28 protein-coding genes are annotated in these 24,809 nt (G+C 57.7%); 24 read left to right on the top strand and 4 right to left on the bottom strand.

From position 1 onward, the window contains the following. The first annotated feature begins 35 nt into the window (after positions 1–35). On the top strand, positions 36–905 hold the full coding sequence (locus BCF46_RS01150) for a LysR family transcriptional regulator (protein WP_121020911.1): 870 nt from the start codon (positions 36–38) through the stop codon (positions 903–905). A gap of 788 nt (positions 906–1,693) precedes the next feature. Here the strand turns inward: BCF46_RS01150 and BCF46_RS01145 are convergent. Further along, positions 1,694–3,031, bottom strand: coding sequence for an FAD/NAD(P)-dependent oxidoreductase (locus tag BCF46_RS01145; protein WP_121020909.1), 1,338 nt, complete (start codon positions 3,029–3,031; stop codon positions 1,694–1,696). After that, positions 3,024–3,275: a (2Fe-2S)-binding protein gene (locus BCF46_RS01140; RefSeq protein ID WP_121020907.1), complete on the bottom strand. Its 252-nt coding sequence runs from the start codon at positions 3,273–3,275 to the stop codon at positions 3,024–3,026. Before BCF46_RS01140 ends, BCF46_RS01145 begins: the two co-directional genes overlap by 8 nt. A 194-nt stretch (positions 3,276–3,469) precedes the next feature. Here BCF46_RS01140 and BCF46_RS01135 point away from each other — a divergent pair, with 194 nt between their 5' ends. Genes BCF46_RS01135 through BCF46_RS01110 form a run of 6 tightly spaced genes read left to right on the top strand, consistent with a single transcriptional unit; the run spans position 3,470 to position 10,144 of the window. Continuing rightward, positions 3,470–5,017: an ABC transporter substrate-binding protein gene (locus tag BCF46_RS01135; RefSeq protein ID WP_121020905.1), complete on the top strand. Its 1,548-nt coding sequence runs from the start codon at positions 3,470–3,472 to the stop codon at positions 5,015–5,017. A gap of 54 nt (positions 5,018–5,071) precedes the next feature. Then, positions 5,072–6,010 (top strand): ABC transporter permease, encoded by a 939-nt coding sequence (locus BCF46_RS01130; protein WP_121020903.1) that lies wholly within the window; start codon positions 5,072–5,074, stop codon positions 6,008–6,010. Next, positions 5,971–6,876 (top strand): ABC transporter permease, encoded by a 906-nt coding sequence (locus BCF46_RS01125; RefSeq protein WP_245989673.1) that lies wholly within the window; start codon positions 5,971–5,973, stop codon positions 6,874–6,876. Before BCF46_RS01130 ends, BCF46_RS01125 begins: the two co-directional genes overlap by 40 nt. A 3-nt stretch (positions 6,877–6,879) precedes the next feature. Next, on the top strand, positions 6,880–7,839 hold the full coding sequence (locus tag BCF46_RS01120; protein ID WP_121020899.1) for an ABC transporter ATP-binding protein: 960 nt from the start codon (positions 6,880–6,882) through the stop codon (positions 7,837–7,839). Then, complete coding sequence (locus BCF46_RS01115) at positions 7,836–8,804, top strand: ABC transporter ATP-binding protein (RefSeq protein WP_121020897.1); 969 nt, start codon at positions 7,836–7,838, stop codon at positions 8,802–8,804. The genes BCF46_RS01120 and BCF46_RS01115 overlap by 4 nt, the downstream gene beginning before the upstream one ends. Further along, positions 8,783–10,144: an MmgE/PrpD family protein gene (locus BCF46_RS01110; protein ID WP_121020895.1), complete on the top strand. Its 1,362-nt coding sequence runs from the start codon at positions 8,783–8,785 to the stop codon at positions 10,142–10,144. Before BCF46_RS01115 ends, BCF46_RS01110 begins: the two co-directional genes overlap by 22 nt. Here the strand turns inward: BCF46_RS01110 and BCF46_RS01105 are convergent. Then, positions 10,089–11,000, bottom strand: coding sequence for a LysR family transcriptional regulator (locus BCF46_RS01105; RefSeq protein WP_121020893.1), 912 nt, complete (start codon positions 10,998–11,000; stop codon positions 10,089–10,091). The two genes, BCF46_RS01110 and BCF46_RS01105, sit on opposite strands and share 56 nt — an antisense overlap. A 93-nt stretch (positions 11,001–11,093) precedes the next feature. On the opposite strand from BCF46_RS01105, the gene BCF46_RS01100 reads away from it, so the two are divergent. Continuing rightward, complete coding sequence (locus BCF46_RS01100) at positions 11,094–12,215, top strand: NAD(P)/FAD-dependent oxidoreductase (protein WP_170157827.1); 1,122 nt, start codon at positions 11,094–11,096, stop codon at positions 12,213–12,215. 128 nt (positions 12,216–12,343) lie between these two features. Next, positions 12,344–12,694, top strand: coding sequence for a RidA family protein (locus BCF46_RS01095; RefSeq protein ID WP_121020888.1), 351 nt, complete (start codon positions 12,344–12,346; stop codon positions 12,692–12,694). A 521-nt stretch (positions 12,695–13,215) separates the two neighbouring features. Here the strand turns inward: BCF46_RS01095 and BCF46_RS01085 are convergent. After that, complete coding sequence (locus BCF46_RS01085) at positions 13,216–13,848, bottom strand: glutathione S-transferase family protein (protein WP_121020884.1); 633 nt, start codon at positions 13,846–13,848, stop codon at positions 13,216–13,218. 154 nt (positions 13,849–14,002) lie between these two features. Here BCF46_RS01085 and fabF point away from each other — a divergent pair, with 154 nt between their 5' ends. The 15 genes from fabF (at position 14,003) to BCF46_RS01015 (ending at position 24,794) form a co-directional block, all read left to right on the top strand. Further along, the gene (gene fabF / locus BCF46_RS01080; RefSeq protein WP_121020882.1) at positions 14,003–15,256 is read left to right on the top strand and encodes a beta-ketoacyl-ACP synthase II; all 1,254 of its coding nucleotides are present in this window, start codon (positions 14,003–14,005) and stop codon (positions 15,254–15,256) included. Between the two features lie 7 nt (positions 15,257–15,263). Next, positions 15,264–16,421: an endolytic transglycosylase MltG gene (mltG, locus tag BCF46_RS01075; protein WP_121020880.1), complete on the top strand. Its 1,158-nt coding sequence runs from the start codon at positions 15,264–15,266 to the stop codon at positions 16,419–16,421. Between the two features lie 205 nt (positions 16,422–16,626). After that, a complete protein-coding gene (locus BCF46_RS19890) occupies positions 16,627–16,983 on the top strand; it encodes a hypothetical protein (RefSeq protein WP_147435912.1) in 357 nt (118 codons plus the stop codon). After that, positions 16,922–18,250 carry a DNA-packaging protein gene (locus BCF46_RS01070; protein WP_121022215.1) on the top strand — a complete coding sequence of 443 codons (1,329 nt, stop codon included), beginning with the start codon at positions 16,922–16,924 and terminating at the stop codon, positions 18,248–18,250. The genes BCF46_RS19890 and BCF46_RS01070 overlap by 62 nt, the downstream gene beginning before the upstream one ends. Before the next feature lie 158 nt (positions 18,251–18,408). Next, on the top strand, positions 18,409–19,590 hold the full coding sequence (locus BCF46_RS01065; protein WP_121020878.1) for a phage portal protein: 1,182 nt from the start codon (positions 18,409–18,411) through the stop codon (positions 19,588–19,590). Beyond that, a complete protein-coding gene (locus BCF46_RS01060) occupies positions 19,590–19,850 on the top strand; it encodes a GTA head formation protein, RCAP_rcc01685 family (protein WP_121020876.1) in 261 nt (86 codons plus the stop codon). Before BCF46_RS01065 ends, BCF46_RS01060 begins: the two co-directional genes overlap by 1 nt. A gap of 20 nt (positions 19,851–19,870) precedes the next feature. Continuing rightward, positions 19,871–20,434, top strand: a complete 564-nt coding sequence (locus BCF46_RS01055) for an HK97 family phage prohead protease (RefSeq protein ID WP_121022213.1) — start codon at positions 19,871–19,873, stop codon at positions 20,432–20,434. A 31-nt stretch (positions 20,435–20,465) separates the two neighbouring features. Next, a complete protein-coding gene (locus BCF46_RS01050; protein ID WP_121020874.1) occupies positions 20,466–21,668 on the top strand; it encodes a phage major capsid protein in 1,203 nt (400 codons plus the stop codon). A gap of 78 nt (positions 21,669–21,746) precedes the next feature. Continuing rightward, positions 21,747–22,343, top strand: a complete 597-nt coding sequence (locus BCF46_RS01045) for a head-tail connector protein (RefSeq protein WP_121020872.1) — start codon at positions 21,747–21,749, stop codon at positions 22,341–22,343. Further along, positions 22,340–22,675 carry a phage head closure protein gene (locus BCF46_RS01040; protein WP_121020870.1) on the top strand — a complete coding sequence of 112 codons (336 nt, stop codon included), beginning with the start codon at positions 22,340–22,342 and terminating at the stop codon, positions 22,673–22,675. The genes BCF46_RS01045 and BCF46_RS01040 overlap by 4 nt, the downstream gene beginning before the upstream one ends. Continuing rightward, complete coding sequence (locus tag BCF46_RS01035; protein WP_121020868.1) at positions 22,672–23,082, top strand: DUF3168 domain-containing protein; 411 nt, start codon at positions 22,672–22,674, stop codon at positions 23,080–23,082. The genes BCF46_RS01040 and BCF46_RS01035 overlap by 4 nt, the downstream gene beginning before the upstream one ends. A gap of 110 nt (positions 23,083–23,192) precedes the next feature. After that, a complete protein-coding gene (locus BCF46_RS01030) occupies positions 23,193–23,627 on the top strand; it encodes a phage major tail protein, TP901-1 family (protein WP_121020866.1) in 435 nt (144 codons plus the stop codon). After that, positions 23,627–23,944, top strand: a complete 318-nt coding sequence (locus BCF46_RS01025) for a gene transfer agent family protein (protein ID WP_121020864.1) — start codon at positions 23,627–23,629, stop codon at positions 23,942–23,944. The genes BCF46_RS01030 and BCF46_RS01025 overlap by 1 nt, the downstream gene beginning before the upstream one ends. Next, entirely contained in the window at positions 23,941–24,132 is a 192-nt protein-coding gene (locus tag BCF46_RS01020; RefSeq protein ID WP_121020862.1) for a phage tail assembly chaperone, read from the top strand. Before BCF46_RS01025 ends, BCF46_RS01020 begins: the two co-directional genes overlap by 4 nt. Beyond that, positions 24,132–24,794 carry a phage tail tape measure protein gene (locus BCF46_RS01015; protein WP_121020860.1) on the top strand — a complete coding sequence of 221 codons (663 nt, stop codon included), beginning with the start codon at positions 24,132–24,134 and terminating at the stop codon, positions 24,792–24,794. The genes BCF46_RS01020 and BCF46_RS01015 overlap by 1 nt, the downstream gene beginning before the upstream one ends. Positions 24,795–24,809 lie beyond the last annotated feature (15 nt).

Genomic DNA, 24,809 nt, shown 5'->3' with positions numbered 1-24,809 from the left:
TCTCAAACAATTGAACATTTATTCAGGAATTCTGAATGTCCATTAAGGTCGAAATGCTCAGAGCATTCTCGGTTACGGCAGCGCAGGGCACACTTGCTGCGGCTGCCGCCGTTTTGGGCCGGACACCTTCTGCGGTGTCCATGATGTTGGCGCAATTTGAAAAAGAAGTTGGCGGCACCCTGTTTGAGACAGATAGAAAGAGCCGCCTAACGCCACTGGGTCAGCTTGTTCTGGAAGAAAGTCAGCGTGCCATCGATGTTTTTGACAAAAGTTCTGATGCAATCCGCCGTCATGCGATATCGACTGCAGGAATCGTTCGTATCGCGGCGGTGCCGTCCGCAACAGTGGCCTTGCTGCCAGATGTGATTGAGGCATTTCGCGCCGTCCACCCTGATGTGCGAATTGAGATCAGCGATGTAGACAGCGCAACTGTCCGCGCACGTGTTCAACGCGATGAGGCCGACATTGGAATCGTATCAGCACGGCCTGACGCCCCGTTGGAGGGTGAACGCATTCGGTCTGACGACCTGGGCATCGTTTGTCCCGAAAACGGGCCCATCCATAGGGCGCATCTGGACACCCAAGGCGCATCCGATTGGGGGCTGCTCAGCCTTGAGCCTTTGATCGCTAACCCGCTTTGCGAGCTGGTCGATGATCCGATTGTCAGTGAACTGCGTTTCTCCAGCACCCTTGAGGCGCGCAATACGACGGCAATCCTATCGTTTGTGCGGCGCGGGCTCGGGGCCAGCATTTTACCGTTTGACGCAGTGCGCAACCAGCCCGATGGGGTAGAGTTTTTTGTTCCGGCCCATTCGGTAAGTCAGCGGGAACTGCGGAAAATAAGATATGAAAAAGAAATGATGCGTGCGCCCGTCATAGCGTTTTGGAAATTGTTGGACCGGTAGAATGCAAATGAACAGAACAAGCCTTTGACCGTGAAGTCGTCTGATGTGTTGCAAACCTTGCTCACTCTATTTCAGAAACAACTTGCCGCCACGAAATGTCGTCAGATTTCTGGAAACCAAATACACGGTGCAACCACTGCTCCAATGGGGGCAGATCGGCGACAAAACTAGTCCTCAATGCGCAACTCACTGTTGCACTCAAGAGTGCATAGGCTTTGCGCGCTTCATAGGGACCTCCGCAGTTTGTGAAATCGCTATCTTTGGTTCGCTACGGCCTTGGTGAATGGCCGGTTTTCAAGCTGCGTAGCGGCACCAAACTCTCCGCATGAACAGCAATTTACGCCCTGCGTGCGCGCGCAGCACAAAATCACAATGTCCAGGTAGGGCTCTCTTGAGGCCTTCGCTGCGCGGATCATCGGTGGCCGGTTCGGAGCATCGCAGCCGTTCGCTGCACGGCGCATTAACTCACAAAGTGCGGGACGATCCGGACTTGTGCAGGTGCAGCTATTGCTGGCGCAGCATCGCTTCGCAGCTTCAGCGGCGCGAGTTTGGCTCTGCAGCATTTTTCACCGAACCGGACGCTCAAAGCGGTCGATGCTGGTTGATCTCAAACTGATTTTTCGCGGCTTTCGTACCAACGATCGCGTCGCAGTTGCCAATGACAATTACTACGTCAAGCTAATTTCAGATCACAAACGATCATGCCCGTCGTTCCAATCGTCGGAAATATGAACCCAATATTTCTGTACGAATCCTTGGACGGCTTAAGAAACCCGATTGGTCCGGTATCAATCTTTCAAAGCGCTGAGTGCGCGAAAGCTCACAGGAAGAATGGGGCTTCGTGCCCGCTGTAGGCCTATGTCCTCTGAACTCACACCGCTTACTGCTGCGGTGAAATCTGCCAAGGAGTGTGCACACATTCGCCCCTGACAAGGCCCCATGCCAATCCTGAGAGAACGCTTTATCGCGTTAGGGTCCGTCCCGTGTACTTCAACAGCCTGCCGTACGTCACCAGCTGTTATCATTTCGCAACGGCAAAGGATAGTGTTCGCCTCAGCATGTGTTGCTGTTTGAACGGCCGGGTAAGCGGCATCAATGAACTTTCGAAAAGCCTTCAACTTAGCATATTTTCTTATGTCTCTTGGAGAGTTTGATTGGCCCAATGCGTCCAAAGTGGCCATTCGACCTGAGAGGACTGCGGCTTCAACGCCCAAGATACCAGCCCCATCACCAGCGATGTAAACGGCGCCCTTTGATTGGGCGTGCCATGTTTGTTGTTGCTGCGAGTATTTGGTGTCCAAGGACGCTGCAAGAAGTGGATTCAGGTTGGGTATTATGCCGTCATGAATGAGGACGATTGAAGCCTGAAGGTCTACTGCTTTCTCTGCCGTAAACTGAATTCCAGTTGCTTGCTCGTTTCCAATGATTTTCAAGCCGCTGGCATTGCGCCACACAGGCGTACGTCTCAAGAAGCGCTTTGCCAAAAGTACCGCGCCTTTTGACGATGTTTTGAAGGCGGCCGCCGCCCCGAGAAGTTGTGAGGAGGCGGCGAGTAGTTTCGAAGAGCCTTTCGGTTCAACAACAGCAGAGACCGGACGGCCTGCTTGGTGGAGTTGTTCGGTAAGTAGTAAAGGAAGCGGGCCAGCACCAACGATAACGATGTTGCCTTTCGGCAGCTCACCCCCAGACTTCATCAATATTTGAGCGGCGCCAACACCCATGACACCTGGCAATGTCCAGCCTGATATGGGCATAGGCCGCTCTTGCGCGCCTGTTGCTAGCAGTATTTTCTTCGCTATTCCAGATTGTGATCCGTCAGGGCCATGGAAGGCATAGCCTCCTTGTGGACCGACCTGCCAGAGCTTTGTTGAGGCATGATAAGTAATCTTCTGCTCTGCAACCGCAGCCAAGAATGCGTCAAGCAACGCCGCGCCTTTGGCGTAGTCTGGGCCAAATATGTGCATGCGCTCGGTGCGGTGGGAGCGGTTGCTGCCGAGATAGGCATATATGTTACCACCGGGCTCTGGCCTGTTGTCCACGACAACGGGATGTGCTCCATGTTTTATAGCTTCTACCGCAGCTGACATCCCAGCAGGACCAGCGCCAACAATAAGGAAATCAATCATTTGGGGCTCGCCTTACTATCATGCCATCTTGAACTTGGATGAGACAAGACTGCTGGCCTGCTATGCCATTCACCTCAACCAAACACTCAAAGCAAACACCCATCATGCAAAAGGCAGCTCGCGGTGAACCATCCACGGGGTGATGCCTAAAGACATTTGATTTCTGGCGAAAGATCACGGTTGCAAGACATTCACCTTCTTCGGCGTCGCATAACTGTCCGTCGATTTGTAAATGTATTGGCATACTCACCTCGCGATTCAAGACTAAGGTGCCAGAGCCGTATCATTAATTGAAGTCGGAAATATGCCTACCAGCATTCCATAAAGTTATACTCTCTCATTATAACTTTATGGAATATTACAGCCTCAAAACGGTATTTGACGTTAAGATAGCCAGAGGGTCTGTTGGACGAAATATCACCAGTGGAGGAACATTCGATGAAACTACTCAGAAACACAGCAATTGCCACCCTGTTCGCGACAGGCGCTCTTGTCATGCCCTTGCAAGCCCAAGAGCTCACGATGGCCGTGGCTGCTCAGAGTGCCGGGCAACTTGATCCTCATGTATCAACGAAGACTGAGGACAAGACCGTCTTTGGAATGATGTTCAATGGTCTGGTTCGGTTCGCGCCTGGGTCCATGAGTTCGGATGCAATTGAGCCGGATTTGGCAGAAAGCTGGGAAGTTTCCGAAGACGGCCTGACTTGGACATTCAGGCTACTCCAAGGCGTGCAGTTTCACGGTGGCTACGGTGAAATGACATCGAATGATGTGGTCTATTCCCTGACACGGGCGGGCGATGAAAGCCGTTCCAGTGTATCTTCGGACTACCGAGCGTTCCAAAGCGTCGAGGCCATCGACGATTACACAGTTCGCATCACACTCTCTGAAGTCATTCCAAGCCTTCTGGGCGTTGTCGCGAACTACCACGGTGGTAACATCGTTTCTGCCCGCGCTGCGGAAGAACTTGGTGAAGACTTCAAAACGAACCCGATCGGAACCGGTCCGTTTGCTTATGGCGAATTGGTTGAAGGGCAATATCTCGAACTCGTCGCACATGAAGATTACTTCCGAGGCTCGCCTGAGATTGACAAGATCACCGTGCGATACATCTCAGCGATCAGTGCCCGCGATCTGGCATTCCAGACAGGTGAACTGCACATGATCGCTGGGTCACGGGAGGATCGTTGGGTCAACTCGATGACAGCGTCCGGCGAAAGCGTCGTTGATGTTTTTGAGCCCGGCGAATTGCGTACCCTTCACGTAAACACAGCAATGGCACCCTTTGATGACATTCGTGTCCGTCAGGCTCTTGCACATGCGGTCAACCGTGAAGAACTGATTGCCTTTGCGGGTGCTTCGGTCGCTCGCGGCAATGAGTCACCCGTTCCAGATGGCTATATTGGCCATGAGCCCGATTTGGAATTCCTGTCATACGACCCAGATCGCGCCCGCGAGCTGCTAGCCGAGGCAGGTTATCCAGACGGCGTAACGGTTCCGGTAGCAATCACAGAACGTGCCTCGCTTTTCGGTCCTATGCAGGTCTTGCAGGCTCAATTGAGCCAAGTGGGTATCAACCTGGAGCTGGATGTGATGGAACATTCCGCGTGGCACGCGGCGATCCGAGACGATGCGAGTTCTTTGGTCCTTTATGGCGCTGCGCGCTTCCCTGTTGCGGACACTTATCTGACTCAGTTCTACCACTCAGACAGTATTGTGAAGACGCCAACAGCCGTGACGAACTTCTCGCATTGCAACGTAGCAGACGAGCAAATTATCGCTGCTCGATCAGAGCCCAACGGAGAGCGCCAACAGGAATTGTGGAGTGAGGCTCAACAATTGATCGTCGATGAAGTCTGTTCGATCCCTGTTTTCGAGTTGCTCCAGGTTTGGGCGCGCGCGCCCGAAGTCAACCTCGGCTATGAACTTGACGGGTCGCTTTCACTTGGCCCGGTCATTACCGAAAAGACGACCTTGTCCGAATAATGTAACTATTAGCAGAGGCGGGTACCCCGCCTCTGCTCTTTCGGGAGGGACAAAATGATTGGTTTCATAACAAAGCGCTTACTCAGCACCATCCCAACACTTTTCGGAGTTTTGGTGATTGTTTTCGTAATGATCCGGGTCGCTCCGGGTGATCCGGCGCTCGCAATACTTGGTGACAATGCCTCACAGGAGGCACTCGACGCCTTTCGTGACCGCATGGGACTGAACGACTCCATGCTGGTTCAATTTGGACGGTTTCTAAGTGACCTCGCTCAAGGAAGCCTCGGGACATCCATGGTTAGCGGCAAACCTGTTGTGACGTCCGTCATGGAAGTCTTGCCTTACACGCTTGAATTGGCGTTAGGTGCGATCTTCTTTGGCATCATCATTGGCCTGCCCCTCGGGATTATCTCGGCACTTTGGCGAAATGGGTGGCTCGACTATTTCCTTCGAGTCGTTTCCCTACTGGGACTTAGCTTCCCTGCATTCCTGACTGCCATTCTGCTTATTTTGTGGCTCTCGATCGAATGGCGCATATTCCCGGTCATCTCATCGCCCACGGGCGGGCCAATCGACCGGATCTACAATCTCATTCTTCCTGCCCTGAGCCTTGGCGTGATTATGGTTGCTTACATTATGCGTACAGCGCGCTCTGCTATGCTGGATGTTTTGGGAGAGGACTACATCCGAACCGCACGGGCAAAAGGGGCTCCCGGTCGCAGGTTGATTTTGCATCACGCACTAAGAAACGCGCTGATCCCGATCGTCACCGTCGTCGGATTGTACTTCGGTCTTCTGATTGGCAACGCCGTCCTGACGGAGATCATCTTCAATAGACCTGGCCTGGGAAAGCTCATCGTTCTGTCGCTCAACCAACGTGATTACACGACGTTGCAGGGCCTAATGGTTATCTCCGCCTTCCTTATCGTAATCGTGAATCTTTTGACAGACATTTGCTACGCGCTGGTAGATCCAAGGGTGAAATTGAAATGACTTTAGCAGATACAAACACTCCCCAACGCACCAGAACTGCTTCCTTGCTAAGGCTTGCGCGCAAGAACAAGCTGTCTGCCTTCGGACTTTTGATGTTTACCCTTATAGTGTTGGCTTCGATTTTTGCACCGTTCATCTCGCCACATGATCCGCTAGATCAAAATATTCTTGATCGCCTACAGGATCGCTCTGCAGAATATATTCTGGGGACAGATACTTTCGGTCGGGATACCTTTACCCGCATTCTGTACGGGCTCCGTGTCTCGCTCATGATTGGTCTGACATCCACGTTTCTTGCGATGGTTTTAGGGTGCTCATTGGGAATTATCGCAGGGTATCGCGGTGGATGGGTAGATAGCCTGATCATGCGGGTCATGGATATGCTCCTGGCGTTTCCGACGTTGATAACGGGCCTGTTTATTGTCGCAGTTTTAGGGGCGAATTTCGTCAACATCGTTTTGGCGATCACAGTTACGATCCTGCCAAAGTTCGCACGCGTCGCACGTGCGCCAACTATCGCTTTGAAGGAGCGCGAATTCGTCGAAGCAGCGCGTGCATTGGGTTACTCCGACATTCGCATCATGGCGGTGCACATTGCGCCGAATATTCTCGGTGAAGTCGTCGTGTTGGCCTCTCTTTGGGCTGCCTACGCAATCCGCATTGAAGCCTACCTAAGTTTCATTGGTCTTGGTGTGGCTCCGCCAACACCAACGCTTGGAACAATGATCCGTGATGGATTTAATCACATTCTAGATGCTCCATTTGTTTCTATCTATCCAGGTTTCGCTGTCCTTCTTGTCGTCCTATCACTCAATTTGGTTGGTGACGGATTGCGAGACGCAATTGACCCAAAGCTTAGGGATTAGATCATGACCACTCCACTCATGACAGTCGAAGACCTGTCTATTTCGTTCAAGATTGAAGATCGTTGGTGTCGTGCAGTAAACGGTATCTCATTCGATATACTTCCCAATGAAACCCTGTGCATCGTTGGCGAGTCTGGTTGTGGTAAGAGCATTACAGCGATGTCGCTGATGAAGTTGTTGCCAGATACCGCGCAGCTTGGGGGAAAAATTACCTTTGACGGGCAGGACATCCTGTCAATGAAAGAAAAGGAACTGGAGGGCATCCGCGGCAGCCGCATTGCGATGATCTTCCAAGAGCCAATGACATCTCTTAATCCGGTACTGACTGTTGGTGAGCAGATCGCAGAACCACTTGTGCTGCACAAAGGGATGACGTGGTCTGATGCGCGCCGCGAGGCACGCAATTTGCTCGACTTGGTTAGAATTCCAGATGCTGAACAAAGGTTGGGTCAATACCCGCATGAACTGTCGGGTGGTATGCGTCAGAGGGTCATGATTGCAATCGGCCTTGCATGCCGGCCTGAGATCTTGATCGCAGATGAGCCGACGACGGCGTTGGACGTGACAATCCAAGCCCAAGTCTTAGCATTGCTCGATGACATTCGAAAAGAGCAAGGACTTTCCATTGTTATGATCACCCATGACCTTGGAGTTGTCGCTAATGTCGCTGATCGCGTTGCTGTTATGTACGCAGGCGACTTGGTTGAAACCGCGCCGGTTGCGGATCTTTTCACGGCGCCTTCCCATCCTTACACGCAAGCGCTTCTAAAGACGGTGCCGCGCGCGGATGAAGCGTTTGAGTTGTTACCAATTGAAGGGCAAGTCCCGCCAATACAATTGATGCCAGAAGGGTGTCGATTTGCACCACGTTGCTTGGAAGCTCATGACGCCTGCGAAGTAGCACCTGAACTTTCACCGGGCCCCCATGCCGTGCGGTGTTGGGCAAGGGAGGAGAGAGTATGACTGGACTTTTGATTGTAGATGGCATGGGAAAGACGTTCGGGTCCAAGCGCTTTCTGTCTATGAAGCCCGCGTATTCGGTCACGGCCCTGCGCAATGTTTCGTTTACGATCGCAAAGGGGGAGACAGTTGGAGTTGTTGGAGAGTCCGGATGCGGAAAATCAACTCTTGCACGCTGTGTTCTTGATTTGATTACGCCAACTACGGGGTCAGTTCTGTTTGACGGAACGGATCTAACGGCTCTCGATCCGGCCTCCAAACGCAAAATGCGCGGACGCATTCAGATGATTTTCCAAGACCCGTATTCGTCTTTGAATGGCAAGCGAACTATAGGGAAGACCCTTGCGGAGCCATTGTATGTTCACCAAGGGGTGAAATTTAAGGATGCCTTGCCACGCATTCATGCCGTCCTTGACGAAGTTGGCATGCCAAGAAGTGCAGTTGATAAATATCCGCATGAGTTTTCGGGTGGGCAAAGGCAACGAATCGCGATTGCGCGCGCTCTTATTCTAGAGCCTGACCTGATCGTTGCAGATGAGTCTGTGTCTGCTTTGGATGTGTCTGTTCAGGCGCAGGTATTGTTGCTGCTGCGACGCATCCAGCAAGAGCGGGGATTGAGTTATTTGTTTATCACACACGATCTCGGGGTCGTGCGAAATTTCTGCGACCGCGTGCTTGTCATGTATCTGGGCAGCATTGTGGAAAGTGGGCCCGTCGGTGAGCTTTTGTCAAATCCCAAGCACCCTTATACAAAATCGCTCCGCGATGCGGCACCGATCCCAGACGTGGGAAAGCGTCAGTCTCTAGCGCTGCTTGAAGGAGAGATACCTTCGCCAGCCAATCCCCCATCCGGGTGTGCGTTTCATCCACGTTGCCCGCGCGCATCCGAGATTTGTCTGCGCGAAGCACCCGCATTGCAGGCCACTTATGATCAACGGAGTTTTGCATGCCACAATCCGGAAGACTAAGGCCGGTTCTTGTTGAACTGGCTGACATGGCTGAGGGCTTTGTTCTCAGCCAGGAAGCTAGGCAGGCAGCAATAGAGGCCGTTCTAGATACGATAACAGCGGCAGCGGCTGCCCCACGGTTCCGATTTGCGGAGGCCGTTCAAGACACCTACGGCACAGGAGATTCCGCAGTTTGGTTCTCGGGATTGACGGCCTCTTGTCAGGGCGCGGCTTTCGCAAATGCAATGAGTGCGGCCTATATGGATTTAGATGACGGCCATCGCCGATCTCGTGGTCATCCGGGCGCTGCTGTGGTGCCTGCCGTATTTGCCGAGATAGACCGCCGCCTCGCTGCTGGAATTGAGATAGACGACGAAGCTGTTTTGCGGGCTATCGCGATTGGCTATGAGGTCGGTCTGCGGGTTGCAGGGGCTAAGAGCTTCTATGCGCGCACAGGCTTTTGGGCTGGCATAGCTGCAGCAGCAGCGGTCGGCAGTTTGCAAGATTTAGGCCCAGATGAAATGGCAAATGCACTCGCTATTGCGGGCGAAACGGGGCCGCATATGGCGACGACTACGTCGCCGCCAGCATGGCCGCAACCGAACGGAACTGACGTCAAAGAGGGCATTCCGTGGGGTGTTGTGACTGGGATCTCTGCTGTTCGTTTAGCCCAAGCGGGAATGACGGGCGCTGTTGATCTGGTCGATCATGCGCCGTTTTTCGACGCAGAGGCAATCCTCGCGGATAGGGCAATGCCCGCGATCTGCGAAACCTACACAAAATTCCACGCGGCTTGCAGGCATGTTCATGCGCCGGTTGAAGCGTTCGCATCTCTGGTATCTGAGCATGGCCTTCTAGTCGACGATGTAGAAAGCGTAACCGTCCGAGCCTATAGTGGTGCCCTACGGATCCCTAATTCACCGCGCCCGAACACGCTGGTCGACGCGCAATATTCAATCCCATATTGCGTTGCACTGGTGGCACTGAAAGGTCCAGATGTTTTGCTTTCAATGAGCGCGAGCGATCTGGGTGATGCAACGGCAGAGGCTTTCGCTGCGCTGGTCAAAGTGGAAACCGACCCTTTATGTGAAGCGCGTTTTCCTGCCGAAACACCTGTTATTGTCGAAGTTAAGACCAGAGAGGAGGTATTTGCGAGCCCTGTTACAACTCCTAGCGGAGAAGCTAATGCGAGACCCAGTTGGGACGAACGTCTACGAAAGTTTTATGTCTCAACGCAGCGCACCCTTTCCGTGGAGGAGCGCAATGAGTTCATCTTTGCCTTTGAAGAGTTGAGGATTGGACAGCTCAGAGGCCTGTGTCTGTTCTTGCAGAGTAATCGCGCGCTTCCTTCAGCGCGTTGAGAACCAAGGCGATCGCACGCTTGTCACGTGAGTCAACGTGGTGAACCGTCTGGATTTTCAATGACAGATTCGGGACGAAAGGGCGCGCAACCAACGTGCGAAGATGGCCTTTTGCAAAGAGCGGTGACATAACGCAAAGCCCCAACCCGGCCTCCACAAATGCGCAACAATTCGGGGCTGTTGTGGCTTGGAGTATAATATCAGCTTCAACCTTTGCAGCTTCCATTGCTTCATCTATTAATCGGCGCGTTACGCTGCCTTGTGTGAAAGCAATGAAGTGCTGGCCATGTAGGTCAGTGACATTGACCGTTGATTGGCTAGCGAATTGATGATCCCTGGGCATCACAGCCACGAAGCTATCGTTTGAAAATAGTGTCGAATTTACCTGTGGGTGGTCGAGGTTGCGCGCTATAATTCCCAGATCCATTTGGCGGGACAAGATGCCGTGTGAGACATATTCCGAGCTTCGGACAATAAATGAAATGCTGACGTCTGGCCTTTCATTTCTAACGAGTTGTGCCGCATGAGACAGAATATGTGGTGGGAAGCCGGGCATCACACCGATGGTGATAAGGCTACGTTCCTTTGCGCGGATCGATGCAATTGCTTGGCCGACCTGATCGACACCGGATAGGATTCTGTCGATTTCTTCGTATACACGAATGCCCCGTTCCGTGACGACGGGCCGGTTTGAATTGCGGTCAATGAGTTGCATGCCAATGTCCGCCTCAAAATGATTGAGGAGTTTGCTCACAGCAGGTTGAGACACGTGGAGGACGTCGGCAGCCCGAGAAACGCTTCCGCTTTCGACGAAGGCCTTGAAAGCTTCCAGCTGTCTCAGTGATGGTTTTCTCAACGTATAACCTCTTGGAATATGATGCGTACTCTTTGTGCTTTTACATTCTGCATGTGCATTTCTACTGTCAAGAAAACTGTGGAGGATAATTACATGAACCTTACGGCGGACTTCACAGTGATTGGTGCGGGGGTCGTCGGCGCAAGCATTGCTTTTGGCCTATTGAGACGAGGTCACTCAGTTGTCGTATTGGATGGATCTAGGGCCGACCCAAGAGCTTCAGGCGCTAATTTTGGCTTAGTCTGGGTGCAGGGCAAGGGCCCCGGTGTGCCCGAATATCAACGGTTAACACGTACTGCATCGGATGGCTGGCCAGACTACGCTGCGGAGATCGCAGGGGTTGTTGGCGATACAAGCGGATCACTGGCATATGAGCGAAATGGCGGTCTGACCTTCACATTTGGCGAGGACGGCTTTCAAGAAAGAAAGAACCAGCTCAATCGCCTGCACAACGAACGTGGCGCGGATGGCGACGATCATGAAATGATCGATCGGTCAGAGATACAACAGATGATGCCTGATTTCGAGCTAGGTAATGATGTGTCAGGGGCGAGTTTTTGCTGGCGGGATGGGTGTGTGAATCCGCTGAAACTACATGCGGCACTCCTGCGGGCAATTGAGCGTTTCGGGGGGACGATCTGCTTTGATGCCAAAGTGGAGACCATTGAAAAAAATGACGAAGCCTCATGGACGCTGCGTGGCCAGAAAATAACCGTGTCAACAGGCCATGTCGTTGCTGCAGCGGGCTTGGGTACAAAAGAAATTGCCAATCAACTGGGGTTAGATGTTCCAGTAAGACCGCAACGAGGCCAAGTTATCGTAAGCCAACGCATGCCACGCGTGATGGGGTTGCCAGCAAGTACTTTACGGCAGACGGCCGATGGGACTTTTTTGGTAGGTGCGACCAAAGAGGATGTTGGGCTGGACGAGTCAACGTCGCTGGCCGCTGCGGGTCAGCTGGCGCGGAATGCCACTCGGATTACACCGATGCTGAAAGATGTGAATGTCGTTCGCCATTGGTCTGGTTTGCGCGTCATGACCCCAGATGGCGCACCAATCTATGATTTTTCCGAAACCGCGAGTGCGGCAGCTTGCCATTCTGGCATCACGTTGGCTCCAATTCATTCCGACTTATTTGTGGAATGCTTGCTTGGGAACAAGAATAAACATGAGCTCGCAGCCTTCCATCCAACCCGCTTCAGATCGGCGACTTGATCTTTGAAAGCAAGGGGGATTGGCTACCTCAACCGAGACCATAGATCCTTAAAACCCTGCGAAAACCCACGCCAGAAAAACTGATACTGTGTTGTTTTGGCTCGATTTAGACTGATTGGAAAACCTATATGATTGAACGTCTTCAAACTGGTACGCGCATGAGCAAGATCGTGAAGCATAATGGTACAGTGTATCTTTGTGGTCAGGTTGGGGCTGGCGACACCGTCGCAGAACAAACACGCGATTGCCTTTCGCGCGTCGATACTTTGCTCAAGGAAGCTGGGTCAGATCGTGAACACATCCTGCAGGCAATTGTTTGGTTGTCAGATATGGCTGACTTCAATGAGATGAATGAGGTTTGGGACGCTTGGGTTCCATTGGGGTACGCCCCCACGCGAGCTTGTGGTGAAGCAAAGCTCGCCAGAGATGTCCTGAAGGTTGAAATTATCATAACAGCTGCCGTCGCTCCAATTCCATGACTCCAGATCATGGGCGCAGACAGATTTACGACGCTGGACAGGGCAGGACCTTTGGGGTGAAAACTTGCCAACGCCAATCCGGAGCATCAGAGCCAACATGTCCATGAAATCCATTTCAGAGCCCGCCCGATATGTTGATGGCTTTTCCTTAATAGTTGGATAAGATGCCAAAGCACTGCGTTTGGCAGACGGATCAGCGCTGCGAGCTCTTGCTCGCATGATACTGAGGTTAGTTTTCTTCTTGTTGCCTATCTAAAAACATCTGACGTCAGTGCCCCAACGACCGCTTTGGCATGCTCTGAAGCGGTCGTTGGGGATTTGTACTTTGTCCCATAATCTTTGAGTTCACCGGATTGGTTTTGCTGCGTCTTGCATGAATGTCCGGTTTTTGCGCTGCAACGCAGCATCAAAAATAGTGCACCTAGCGTATTTTTGATGTCGCGAGCGCGCGCGGCGAAAAAATCGGATTTACAGAATGGGCTCAGACCGGACATTCACCAATTATGGCGGTGTCGGTTAACTCACCCCAACTTCCCCTCCATCCATTCCCGCATATGCGGCCGATAGAACTCCAGCTCTTGCGCGACTTGGGGCAGGGTCTCCATCTGCGCGCAGTAGGTGCGGACGGTGTCTGACCAGTGCAACGGGGGGAGGACGGTGTGGGTCTCCATCAGCGCCAGCCATTCCAACGTGACGATCAGGCCGCAATCACAGAGCCAGAGGCGGTCGCGGGGGAGCGGGCTTTGGTCCAGCAGCGTGCTGAGCGCGCTGAGGCGTTTGGTGATTTCTGCGTGCGCTGCCTGCACCTCTGACGCAACGCGCGTTGCCGGACTGACGTTGGCGAACAGCAGGCGCAGGGCCGGCTCCAGCCTTGTGTCGTGGAAGCGGGACAGCTCGCGGCACTTGGCGCGCGGGATGAGGCCTGTGGGCAGCATGGCGGGGGCGGGGTGCTTTTCCTCTAGATATTCGGCGATCGCCTCGCTGTCGGTGAGGGTGAGGTCGCCGTCCACAAGCGCGGGCAGGTTCCCCGTGGGGACCAGCGACAGGTAGTCGGCGGGCGGGGCCAGATCTCGCCACTCCAGCCCCTTGGTGCGCAGGGTGAGACGCAGTTTCGCGCAGTAGAGCGAATGATCGACGGAATAGATTTCATACATGGGGGCGAGTGTAGCCTTCCCCCTTGCAGGCGTGAAGTTGCCAATACATCATGTACGCAGTTGTGAATTCCCGCGCAGATGTCTTGCCCCTATGGGTCGTGGGCGTGTAAGACGCGAGGGATAAACCTTGTGCTACAAAATAAAGGGGTGGGGTATGCGTCGAGTTGTGATTACCGGGCTTGGAATGGTGACGCCTTTGGGCGACGGCGTGGAGACCACGTGGAAGAATGCGCTGGCGGGCAAATCCGGCGCGGGGACGATTCAGAAATTTGACGCCTCCCACTTGGGAACCGGCTACGCCTGCGAAGTGCCGCGGGGCGAGGGTGAGGGCGAATTTAACGCTGACGCCTATATGGAGCCCAAAGAGCAACGTAAGGTGGATGACTTCATCCTGTACGGCATGGCGGCGGCGCAGCAAGCTGTGGAAGACGCGGGCTGGACGCCGGATGACACCCACGAGCTGGAGCGCACGGGTGTTATGATCGGGTCGGGCATTGGCGGCTTGTCGTCGATTGCGGATACGGCTGTGCTAATCAAGGAGCGCGGCCCCCGTCGGGTATCGCCGTTCTTTATTCCGGGCGCATTGGTGAACTTGGTCTCCGGTCAGGTGTCCATTCGCTACGGCTTCAAAGGGCCGAACCATGCGGTTGTGACGGCGTGCTCCACTGGTGCGCATGCCATCGGCGACGCGGCGCGGCTGATCGCGCTGGACGACGCGGATGTGATGATTGCGGGCGGGGCGGAAAGCCCGATTTGCGAGATCGGGATTGCCGGCTTTAATGCGTGCAAGGCGCTGTCGACTTCTGGGGCTGACGACCCGACCAAGGCCTCCCGGCCTTGGGATGCGGACCGTGACGGGTTTGTCATGGGCGAGGGCGCTGGCGTTGTTGTGCTGGAAGAATACGAGCACGCCAAAGCGCGCGGCGCGAAGATTTACGGCGAAGTGCTGGGATATGGGCTGTCTGGTGACGCCCACCACATCACCGCACCGCCGCCGGACCATGAAGGTGCCGAACGCGCGATGCGGGCTGCGGTGAAACGGGCTGGCATCGAGCCGTCGCAGATTGACTATATCAATGCGCATGGCACCTCGACCATGGCGGACACCATTGAGCTGGGCGCTGTTGAGCGGCTGCTGGGGGATGCCTGCAAAGGGGCCACCATGTCGTCGACCAAGTCGATGACGGGTCACCTGCTGGGGGCCGCTGGTGCGATTGAAGCGATCTTCTGCATTCTGGCGATGCGCGACAATGTTTGCCCACCGACGATCAACCTTGATAATCCTGCCGTGGATACCGACATAGACCTGTGTGCAAACAAGGCAGTAAAGCGCGACGTTAATGTGGTGTTGTCCAACAGCTTCGGCTTTGGCGGGACCAATGCCTGCCTGATTATGGGGAAAGTGTAATCCGCTCATGTGGAAATCCATCGCCTCGAATTTTCTGACGCTGTTCATCCTGCTGCTGGTCGCCGCTGGCGCCTTGGTGGGCTGGGGGCAGTCACAATATACCAAAGCCGGACCGCTGGAGGACGCGATTTGTGTGCGTGTGCCTTTGGGCGGCTCGATGGCCTTGGTCTCGCGCGACCTTGAAGCCAAAGGGGCCGTGTCGAACGGGCGCATCTTCCGCATTGGCGCGGACTATGCGGACAAGTCGCAACAGCTGAAGGCGGGCAGCTTTCTAGTGCCTGCGGGCGCGTCGATGGAGCAGATCGTGGATGCTGTCACCCGCGGCGGGCAGAACACCTGTGGGACGGAAGTGGTGTACCGCGTTGGCGTGACCTCGCGCAGCGCTGTGGTGCGGGAGCTGGACCCTGCGACGAACGAATATATCGAGACGGCGAAGTTTACGCCCGGCGTGGATGAGGTCCCTCAGGTCTATGTGGAGGCACGTGACGACCGTGACGTGCGCTACCGCGTGGCGGTGGCCGAAGGGGTCACCAGCTGGCAGGTGGTCGATAGCCTGCGCGCGCTGGATGTGATGGAAGGCGAGATCGAGGCAACGCCCGCTGAGGGCAGCCTTGCGCCGGACAGCTACGAGATCAAACCCGGCGCGGATCGTGCCGAGTTGATTGCGAAGATGCAGGCGGCGCAGGAGAAAATTCTGGCCGAGGCATGGGAAGCGCGCGATCCGACGGTGCCGCTGGAGACGCCGGAGGAGGCGTTGATCTTGGCCTCAATCATCGAGAAAGAGACTGGCGTTGCCGAAGAGCGGCGTCAGGTGGCGAGCGTGTTCACCAACCGTTTGCGTAAAGGCATGAAGCTGCAAACCGACCCTGCGGTGATCTATGGGATCACCCGTGGCGAGGGCGTGCTGGGGCGCGGGTTGAAGCGGTCCGAGCTGGACCGCGAGACGCCGTATAACACCTATGCCATTCCGGGCCTGACCCCGACGCCGATTGCGAACCCGGGGCGTCTGGCGATCGAGGCTGCGCTGAACCCTGACGACACGCCGTATATCTTCTTTGTGGCGGATGGCACGGGCGGACATGCGTTCGCTGTGACCATTCAAGACCACAACGAAAACGTTGCCAAATGGCGTAAGATCGAAGCGGAGCGAAACGCCAACAATTAGGGCGCTAACCCTTTGTTAACGAACAGCGTTCGCAGGTTTTCGGATTGCGCATTTTCTTGACTTTTGGCCTGCGTTAGGCGAAAAGACCTCTCAAGACGGAACAAGTGAGAAAGCGGCTCGGGTCACCATGACCCTTGGCCGCTTTTTTGTTTTCCGACCCTAGATAGAGCCTCCCCGCCGCTGGCGAGGGACGTAGGAGGCCCACATGAACGAGACACCTGAACCAACCGGCTTGCCGGACCAATTGGTGACCCAATCCGTAGACGAGGTTTTGGAAGACCTGACGGTGATGGCCCGAGAACTGACGGCACAGGTCAGACGGGAATGGCGGCGCGTTATCGCAGACCAGTCGGTCGCGCCGGACTTCAAGACGAAGCTGAAGAGCGATCTACAGCACCTGTTGAACACAAGCAGAGACGCGGAAGGAAAACTTGATGAATACCGCAGAAAGCGTGCCGGGCGCGCCGCAGAATACGCCGTTGATCTTGGAGCGGCCCGGCTTGAGATCAGGCGCCGCCTTGATCGCATCCGCGACGGACGAGATCCGCGAGGCGTTTCTTGAGGGGCTGAGCGACGAGGAGGCCTCGGCGCTGCCGTTCCTGTTCGATTTCTGGGCGCATCCGCATCAATTGCCGCCTGCGGGCGATTGGCGGTCCTGGGTGATCATGGGCGGACGCGGCGCGGGCAAGACCCGCGCGGGCGCAGAGTGGGTCCGGATGATGGTCGAGGGCGACATGCCGGGCGACGAGGGCCGTGCGCGGCGCGTGGCGCTGGTGGGTGAGACCTTTGACCAAGTGCGCGACGTGATGATTTTTGGCGATAGCGGGATACTGGCGTGCTCTCCGCCTGACCGCCGACCTGAATGGCAGGCGACGCGGCGGCGGCTGGTTTGGCCCAATGGGGCCATTGCCGAGGCGCATAGCGCGTCCTCGCCGGAGCATATGCGTGGGCCGCAGTTTGACGCGGCTTGGGTGGATGAGCTGGCCAAGTGGACCAAGGCGCGGGAGGCCTATGACCAGTTGCAGTTCGCGCTGCGTCTGGGGGACCGCCCGCAGCAGGTGATTACGACCACGCCACGCAATGTGACGGTGCTGAAACAGATACTGGATGCGGGGTCGACGGTGGTGACCCATGCGCCGACCGAGGCCAACAAGGACAACCTTGCGGCTTCCTTCCTTGAAGAAGTGCGCCGCCGCTATGGCAACACGCGGATGGGGCGTCAGGAATTGGACGGCATTTTGCTGGACGATCTGGACGGGGCCTTGTGGACGGCGTCAATGCTGGAGGATTTGCGGGTGACGGAGTTGCCCGAGTTCGAGCGGGTGGTGGTCGCGGTGGACCCGGCTGTGTCGTCTAAGAAGGCGTCGGACGCCTGCGGCATCGTGGTGGCTGGGTTGGTGCGGTCCGGCAAGGACTGGGAGGCTGTGGTGATCGAAGATGCGACCGTTGAGGGGGCGTCGCCCACAGGCTGGGCCCATGCGGCCTTGGCAGCTTACGAGCGGCACGGTGCGGACCGGATCGTGGCGGAGGTGAACCAAGGGGGCGATCTGGTGGAGACGTTGATCCACCAGCTGGACCCTATGGTGCCGTACCGGTCGGTCCATGCCTCGCGGGGCAAGGCGGCGCGGGCGGAGCCTGTGGCGGCATTGTATGAACAGGGGCGGGTGAAGCATTTCGGCGCGTTGGGGCCGTTGGAAGACCAGATGTGCCAGATGACGGTGACGGGGTTTCAGGGCTCCGACTCGCCGGACCGCGTGGACGCGTTGGTCTGGGCGTTGACGGAACTGATGGGGGCAAGTGCACCGCAGGCGCGGATACGCACGCTATAGAGCACCGTACGGTGGTTTAATGTGATGTTAGGGGCAGTGAGTTAGATTGCCCTTAACGACGCGATGAGAGGGCTTTGGCCCTGATGCGACAGACAATCGAGGCCCCCATGGATTGCACCACGGGGGCCTTTTCTTTTTGGACGAACAGGAGCCGGATGATGGTGTTTGACTTTTTGCGGCGTGGCCAGACTGAAGTGGGGCGGGCGGAGGTGCCGGAAGCGAAGGCCTCGGCCACGGGCAAGGTGCTGGCTTATGGCGGGCGCGGCATTGCCTGGAGCCCACGAGACACGCCGTCGCTGACGCGGTCCGGCTTTGCAGCGAACCCTGTGGGGTTCCGGTCGGTCAAGATGATCGCGGAGGCGGCTGCGGCGCTGCCGCTGGTGTTGCAGGACGGCGCGCAGCGCTATGACACGCACCCTGTTCTGGGACTGATGTCGCGGCCCAATCAGGCGCAGGGGCGGGCTGAGATGCTGGAGGCTCTGTATGGCCAGCTGCTGCTGTCGGGGAACGGGTATCTGGAGGCCGTGGGCCTTGGGGATGGCGTTCCGGTGGAGTTGCATGTGCTGCGCTCTGACCGGATGAGCTTGGTGCCCGGCGCGGATGGCTGGCCTGCGGCGTATGAATACGCAGTGGGCGGGCGTAAGCACCGCTTTGACATGACGGGGGAGCTGGCGCCGGTTTGCCATATCCGCAGTTTCCACCCGCAAGACGACCATTACGGGTTCTCGCCCTTGCAGGCGGCGGCGACGGCGATTGACGTGCATAACAGCGCCTCGCGCTGGTCCAAGGCATTGCTGGACAACGCGGCGCGGCCTTCGGGCGCGATAGTTTACAAGGGCGGTGACGGCCAGCAGGCGATGACCAACGACCAGTTCGAGCGGTTGCAGGTCGAGATGGAGGCGCATCATCAGGGCGCGCGGAATGCGGGGCGTCCGATGCTTCTGGAAGGCGGTCTGGACTGGAAGCCGATGGGGTTCTCGCCCTCGGACATGGAGTTCCAGAAGACCAAGGAAGCCGCGGCGCGCGAGATTGCGCAGGCCTTCGGGGTGCCGCCGATGCTGCTGGGGATACCGGGCGATGCGACCTATGCAAACTACGCGGAAGCGAACCGTGCCTTCTATCGCCTGACGGTGTTGCCGATGGCGGGCAAGGTGCTGGGGGCGGTGTCGCACTGGCTGGGGGAGTTGTCCGGCGAGGCGGTGACGCTGTCGGCTGATCTGGACCAGATCCCCGCCTTGGGAGTGGAGCGGGTAGCTCAGTGGAAGCGGGTGGCGAACGCGGACTTCCTGAGCGACGCGGAGAAGCGGGTGCTGCTGGGACTGCCTGCGGAGCCTAGCTGATGGAGGACAAGGACCGCCCGCATAAGGGCGGCGGATCGCGATACCTCTACGAGCCGTTTCAAAGCGGCGTCGAGGCAGCCCCGTTGCTGAAGCTGGAAGCGCTGGAGCGGGTGCAGGCGGAACGCTGGACCGCGCTGGACTACCGGCTGGGGCAGATCGAGACGCGGCTGGAGCGTCTGGACAGGCGGGTCTGGCTGACGATCTTCGGGGTGGCTGCGGCTGTTCTAAAGGAAACTGTGACCGGTGTTTTGTTGCCGTGACTGAACAGGGAAATACTATGATGTCAAACTATTACGGGCCGGAGCTGGAGCGCAAGTTTTGCCAGATCGGAGATCAGGTGGAGCTTGGCGCGGATGCCACTATCACGGGCTATGCCTCGCTGTTTGGCGAAGTGGATCAGGGCGGCGATGTGGTGGCCAAGGGGGCCTACGGCGCGTCGCTGGAGCACCTGGCGTCGAGTGGCACCAAGGTCAAGCTGCTGTGGCAGCATGACCCCGCCCAGCCGATTGGTGTCTGGGACGAAGTGCGCGAGGACGCGCGGGGCTTGTACGTCAAGGGGCGGCTGCTGACCGAGACGCGGCAGGGGTTCGAGGCTGCGGCCTTGATCGAGGCCGGCGCGATCGACGGGCTGTCCATCGGATACCGGACGGTGAAGGCCGAACGGGATGCCAAAGGCCGGAGGCACTTGGCAGAGCTGGAGTTGTGGGAGGTGTCCTTGGTGACCTTCCCGATGCTTCAAAAGGCGCGGGTGGGGGCGAAGGCCGACGACCTCGCGTTGAATACATCGGCGCAGGATTTGGCGGGCGTTTTCCGCACCTTGCGCCACACGCTCAGCGACGCCTGAGCACCTAACGAAGCAACATGCAGGACATGACATGACCAAACCCGAGACAAAGTCCCGGGCCGGAGGGCGTATGCCCGATGGCAACGCTCCGGCTTTTGATTTGGCCGAGGAGATGGCCGGATTTATGAATGATTTCGGCCAGTTTCAGGCCGATGTTAAATCCCGACTTCAAACACAGGAAGACCGTATGACCCATCTGGATCGCAAGAATTTCGCCCGCGCGGCACGCCCCGCACTGTCCACCGCCGTCGAGGCCGAGGTGCCTCACCAGAAGGCCTTTCAGGCCTATCTACGAAGTGGCGATGACGATGGTCTGCGCGGTCTCGAAGTTGAGGCAAAAGGGTTGACCACCGCCGTGGCTGCTGATGGTGGCTATCTGGTGGACCCGCAGACGTCGGACACTGTGGCGACGGTGCTGCGCTCGTCCGCTTCGCTGCGTGCGATTGCCAATGTGGTGAACGTGGAGGCCACGTCCTACGACGTGCTTGTGGACCATACCGAGCTGGGCTTTGGCTGGGCCACGGAGGCGGCGGCGACCGAGACGGACACGCCACAATTCGACCGCATCTCGATCCCGCTGCACGAGCTGTCGGCGCTGCCGAAAGCATCACAACGCTTGCTGGATGACGCTGCGTTTGACGTGGAAGGCTGGCTTGCGGGCCGCATCGCGGACAAGTTCGCGGCGGCTGAGGCGGAAGCGTTCATCAAGGGCGACGGCGTGGACAAGCCCAAAGGGTTCCTGACGCATACCGCCGTGCCGGATGCAGGCTGGACCTGGGGCAATATCGGCTACATCGCGACCGGCGTGGATGGCGATTTTGCCTCCGGCACACCGGCGGAGAGCATTGTGGACTTGGTGTATTCGCTGGGTGCACGCTATCGCGCTAATGCGGCGTTTGTAATGAACTCCAAGACAGCGGGGGCCGTGCGCAAGATGAAGGACGCGGACGGGCGCTTCTTGTGGTCGGACGGTCTGGCGGCGGGCGAGCCTGCGCGACTGATGGGCTATCCGGTGCTGATCGGCGAGGACATGCCGGATATCGCGTCGGGAACTACGGCGATTGCGTTCGGTGACTTCACCAAGGGCTACACCGTTGCGGAGCGCCCAGATTTGCGCATCCTGCGTGACCCGTTCTCGGCCAAGCCGCATGTGCTGTTCTATGCGACCAAGCGCGTGGGCGGCGATGTGTCGGACTTTGCTGCGATCAAGCTGCTGAAGTTCGCGGTCTCTTGAGCGGGCGGGTCGGGCGTGGAGCATCCCGCCCGACCCCCATTCCCTGATTTTTGAAACAGACCCGTTTGGAGATGGATGATGGAGCTGGTTGATCTGACCACCACCCCCACCGAGGCTTTGCCCTTGGACGCGTTCAAGGCGCATTTACGGCTGGGGTCGGGCTTTGCTGACGCGAGCCTGCAAGACGACGTGCTGGACGGGTATCTCCGTGCGGCGCTGGCAGCGATCGAAGCACGCACCGGCAAGATTTTGTTCGAGCGGGTCTTGCAATGGCGCCGGACCCGATGGGCAGCCTACGGGCATCAACCGCTGCCGGTGGCACCGGTGACGGCGATTGCCAGCGTTGCGTTGCGCCGTGCGGATGGCGTGGTGGGCGAGATAGCCGAAGAGCTGTACGGGCTGGAGCGCGACACGCATCGCCCGCGCTTGTTCGCTTTGGGCCGCAGCCTGCCTGCGATTGCGGAAGGTGGCGAAGGTGTTGTGACGTTTACGGCGGGCTATGGCCCTGCTTGGGACGACATTCCAGCCGACCTGCAACAGGCAGTGCAGCTGTTAGGTGCGTATTATTACGAGCACCGCGATGATTTGAGCGGTCCGGATGGTGTGATGCCGTTTGGCGTGGTGTCGCTGCTGGAGCCGTATCGCAACATCCGTGTGCTGGGTGCGCGCGCATGAGCGTGGAGTTGAACAGACGCCTGACGTTGGAACACGCGGTCCGTGTGGCGGACGGGGCAGGTGGCTACACCGAGGCTTGGGTTGCCTTGGGCGATCTGTGGGCGCGGGTCAAGGCGGGGTCCGGCCGCGAGCGGTTCGGGGCGGGGGTGACGGTGTCGACCGTGCCTTACCGGATCGTGGTGCGCGGTGCGCCTGTGGGCTCGGATGCGCGGCCCAAGCCGGAGCAGCGGTTTCGGGACGGGGCGCGGGTATTCCGGATTGTCGGGGTGGCCGAGTATGAAACCGACGCCCGCTATCTGACTTGCTTTGCCACAGAGGAGGTCGCGGGATGACCTATGCAGTTTCAGCCGCCTTACAAGCGGCGGTGTATGGCGCACTGGCAGGCGATGGGGAGTTGAGTGCGCTGGTCGGTGGTGCCGTGTTCGATGCGGAGCCTGCGGGCAGCCTGCCGGAGCTTTATGTGACTCTTGGGTCGGAGCGCGTGCGCGCGGGGTCCGACGCGTCGGGTGGCGGGGCGGTACATGAGTTTGTGATCTCGGTCGTGACGGACGCGGCGGGGTTCTCGACGGCGAAGCAGGCGGCGGTGCTGGTCTGCGATGTGCTGATCGACGCGGACTTGCCCCTGACGCGCGGGCGGCTGGTGTCGTGCCGGTTCCTGAAGGCGAAAGCGGCGCGGGCGGAGCGCGGCAATGCCCGCCGGATCGACCTGACGTTTCGAGCGCGGGTGGATGACGAGTGAGGTCTGCGGCTTTGGCGGGCGGCGGAATTAGGTATTTTTGAAGCAATGATGGGGGCGGGTGCTCTGCGGGGCGCGCGTTAACCTTAATGAAATATGGATGGAGATGAGCCATGGGCGTGCAACGCGGCAAGGACTTATTGTTGAAAGTGGATCTGACCGGCGACGGGCAGTTCGAGACCATCGCGGGCCTTCGCGCCACGCGGATTTCGTTCAATGCGGAGCAGGTGGACGTGACCTCGATGGAGAGCGCAGGGGGCTGGCGCGAGCTGTTGGCGGGTGCGGGGGTGAAGAGTGCTGCGATCTCAGGCTCGGGTGTGTTCCGTGACGAAGGCACCGACGAGCGGGCGCGGCAGATATTCTTTGACGGGGAAGTGCCGCAGTTTCAAGTGATTATCCCCGATTTCGGGATCGTGGAGGGGGCGTTCCAGATCACCTCCATCGAATACGCAGGGGCGCTGGAGGGGGAGGCGACGTATGAGATGTCGCTGGCCTCGGCGGGGGCGCTGACGTTTACCCCGATCCTTGATGCGCCGGTGGGGCCGTGATGGCGAACCCCTGGGCGGGCGAGGTCCGGTTGGTGCTGGACGGTCAGGCGCATGAGTTGCGCCTGACACTCGGCGCGCTGGCGGAGCTGGAAACGGATTTGGCGGGCGAGACCGTGCTGGACCTGATCGAGCGGTTCGAAGCGGGCAGGTTTTCCACGCGGGACGTGCTGGCATTGATGGTGGCTGGCCTGCGCGGTGGGGGCTGGCGCGGCGTGGCGGCTGATCTGGTGTCCTCGGAGATCGAAGGCGGCTTGCTGGAATGCACCAAGGTGGCGGCACACCTGCTGGCGCGGGCGTTTACCACGCAAGGGTCATGAGCGGCTTTGACTGGCCCGCCTTGCTGCGGGTTGGCGTGGCGGGCGGGCTAAAGCCTGCGGAGTTTTGGGCGCTGACCCCGGCGGAGCTGGTTTTGGTTTTGGGGCTGGAAGCGGTGGAGAAGCCGTTGAACCGCGCTCGGCTGGCAGAGCTGGAGCGCATGTATAGCGACATGAAGGGAGCGCCGTGATGGGTGTTTTGGACGGGATAGACGGGCTGGAAGGCCGCATCGAGGGGTTAGAGACGTCGCTGGGTGGCGCGGAAGTGGTCGTGAGCACCTTCGAGACGGAGTTGGCGGCGATGCGCTCGACGATGCTCTACACCTCGCGGGAAGTTGCGTCGCTGTCATTGTCGATTGGCGGTGGGTTGCGCAAGGCGTTCGAAGGGCTGGCCTTTGATGGCATGAAGCTGTCGGATGCGCTGAAAACCGTGGCCGAGAGTATGGTCAACGCCGCCTATAACACCGCGATGAGGCCGATCCAGAACGGGTTGGGCGAGGTGATCGCCAATGGGATGAACGGCTTGGTGTCGGGGATATTGCCGTTCAAGAAAGGCGGCACGTTTAGCCAAGGCCGCGTGATGCCGTTTGCAAAGGGGGGGGTCGTCAGCTCGCCCACGAATTTTGCCATGCGTGGTGGCATGGGGCTGATGGGCGAGGCGGGGCCCGAGGCGATTATGCCTTTGGCGCGCGGGCCGGATGGCAGCTTGGGGGTGCGCGCGGGTGGCGGCGGTCAGCCGGTGCAGGTGGTGATGAATATATCCACGCCTGATGTGGCGGGGTTCCAACGCTCGCAAAGCCAGATTGCAGCGCAGATGGGCCGGGCGTTGAGCCGTGGCCAGCGTAACCGTTGATCCTGGGGAGGACAC

It is taken from the genome of Litoreibacter meonggei, from assembly GCF_003663885.1.
Classification (GTDB): Bacteria; Pseudomonadota; Alphaproteobacteria; order Rhodobacterales; family Rhodobacteraceae; genus Litoreibacter; species Litoreibacter meonggei.
This window is presented reverse-complemented; position numbering and strand designations above follow the sequence as displayed.

What these genes read in the sequence shown, in the direction of transcription:
- BCF46_RS01135 (WP_121020905.1), top strand. Translation starts at nt 3,470, where the DNA reads ATGAAACTACTCAGAAACACAGCAATTGCCACCCTGTTCGCGACAGGC.
- BCF46_RS01050 (WP_121020874.1), top strand. Translation starts at nt 20,466, where the DNA reads ATGACCAAACCCGAGACAAAGTCCCGGGCCGGAGGGCGTATGCCCGAT.
- BCF46_RS01040 (WP_121020870.1), top strand. Translation starts at nt 22,340, where the DNA reads ATGAGCGTGGAGTTGAACAGACGCCTGACGTTGGAACACGCGGTCCGT.
- BCF46_RS01065 (WP_121020878.1), top strand. Translation starts at nt 18,409, where the DNA reads ATGGTGTTTGACTTTTTGCGGCGTGGCCAGACTGAAGTGGGGCGGGCG.
- BCF46_RS01025 (WP_121020864.1), top strand. Translation starts at nt 23,627, where the DNA reads ATGGCGAACCCCTGGGCGGGCGAGGTCCGGTTGGTGCTGGACGGTCAG.
- BCF46_RS01035 (WP_121020868.1), top strand. Translation starts at nt 22,672, where the DNA reads ATGACCTATGCAGTTTCAGCCGCCTTACAAGCGGCGGTGTATGGCGCA.
- BCF46_RS01110 (WP_121020895.1), top strand. Translation starts at nt 8,783, where the DNA reads ATGCCACAATCCGGAAGACTAAGGCCGGTTCTTGTTGAACTGGCTGAC.
- BCF46_RS01085 (WP_121020884.1), bottom strand. Translation starts at nt 13,848, where the DNA reads ATGTATGAAATCTATTCCGTCGATCATTCGCTCTACTGCGCGAAACTG.
- BCF46_RS19890 (WP_147435912.1), top strand. Translation starts at nt 16,627, where the DNA reads ATGAACGAGACACCTGAACCAACCGGCTTGCCGGACCAATTGGTGACC.
- BCF46_RS01020 (WP_121020862.1), top strand. Translation starts at nt 23,941, where the DNA reads ATGAGCGGCTTTGACTGGCCCGCCTTGCTGCGGGTTGGCGTGGCGGGC.
- BCF46_RS01115 (WP_121020897.1), top strand. Translation starts at nt 7,836, where the DNA reads ATGACTGGACTTTTGATTGTAGATGGCATGGGAAAGACGTTCGGGTCC.
- BCF46_RS01095 (WP_121020888.1), top strand. Translation starts at nt 12,344, where the DNA reads ATGATTGAACGTCTTCAAACTGGTACGCGCATGAGCAAGATCGTGAAG.
- BCF46_RS01055 (WP_121022213.1), top strand. Translation starts at nt 19,871, where the DNA reads ATGTCAAACTATTACGGGCCGGAGCTGGAGCGCAAGTTTTGCCAGATC.
- fabF (WP_121020882.1), top strand. Translation starts at nt 14,003, where the DNA reads ATGCGTCGAGTTGTGATTACCGGGCTTGGAATGGTGACGCCTTTGGGC.
- BCF46_RS01015 (WP_121020860.1), top strand. Translation starts at nt 24,132, where the DNA reads ATGGGTGTTTTGGACGGGATAGACGGGCTGGAAGGCCGCATCGAGGGG.
- BCF46_RS01145 (WP_121020909.1), bottom strand. Translation starts at nt 3,031, where the DNA reads ATGATTGATTTCCTTATTGTTGGCGCTGGTCCTGCTGGGATGTCAGCT.
- BCF46_RS01150 (WP_121020911.1), top strand. Translation starts at nt 36, where the DNA reads ATGTCCATTAAGGTCGAAATGCTCAGAGCATTCTCGGTTACGGCAGCG.
- BCF46_RS01060 (WP_121020876.1), top strand. Translation starts at nt 19,590, where the DNA reads ATGGAGGACAAGGACCGCCCGCATAAGGGCGGCGGATCGCGATACCTC.
- BCF46_RS01140 (WP_121020907.1), bottom strand. Translation starts at nt 3,275, where the DNA reads ATGCCAATACATTTACAAATCGACGGACAGTTATGCGACGCCGAAGAA.
- mltG (WP_121020880.1), top strand. Translation starts at nt 15,264, where the DNA reads ATGTGGAAATCCATCGCCTCGAATTTTCTGACGCTGTTCATCCTGCTG.
- BCF46_RS01120 (WP_121020899.1), top strand. Translation starts at nt 6,880, where the DNA reads ATGACCACTCCACTCATGACAGTCGAAGACCTGTCTATTTCGTTCAAG.
- BCF46_RS01045 (WP_121020872.1), top strand. Translation starts at nt 21,747, where the DNA reads ATGGAGCTGGTTGATCTGACCACCACCCCCACCGAGGCTTTGCCCTTG.
- BCF46_RS01030 (WP_121020866.1), top strand. Translation starts at nt 23,193, where the DNA reads ATGGGCGTGCAACGCGGCAAGGACTTATTGTTGAAAGTGGATCTGACC.
- BCF46_RS01100 (WP_170157827.1), top strand. Translation starts at nt 11,094, where the DNA reads ATGAACCTTACGGCGGACTTCACAGTGATTGGTGCGGGGGTCGTCGGC.
- BCF46_RS01130 (WP_121020903.1), top strand. Translation starts at nt 5,072, where the DNA reads ATGATTGGTTTCATAACAAAGCGCTTACTCAGCACCATCCCAACACTT.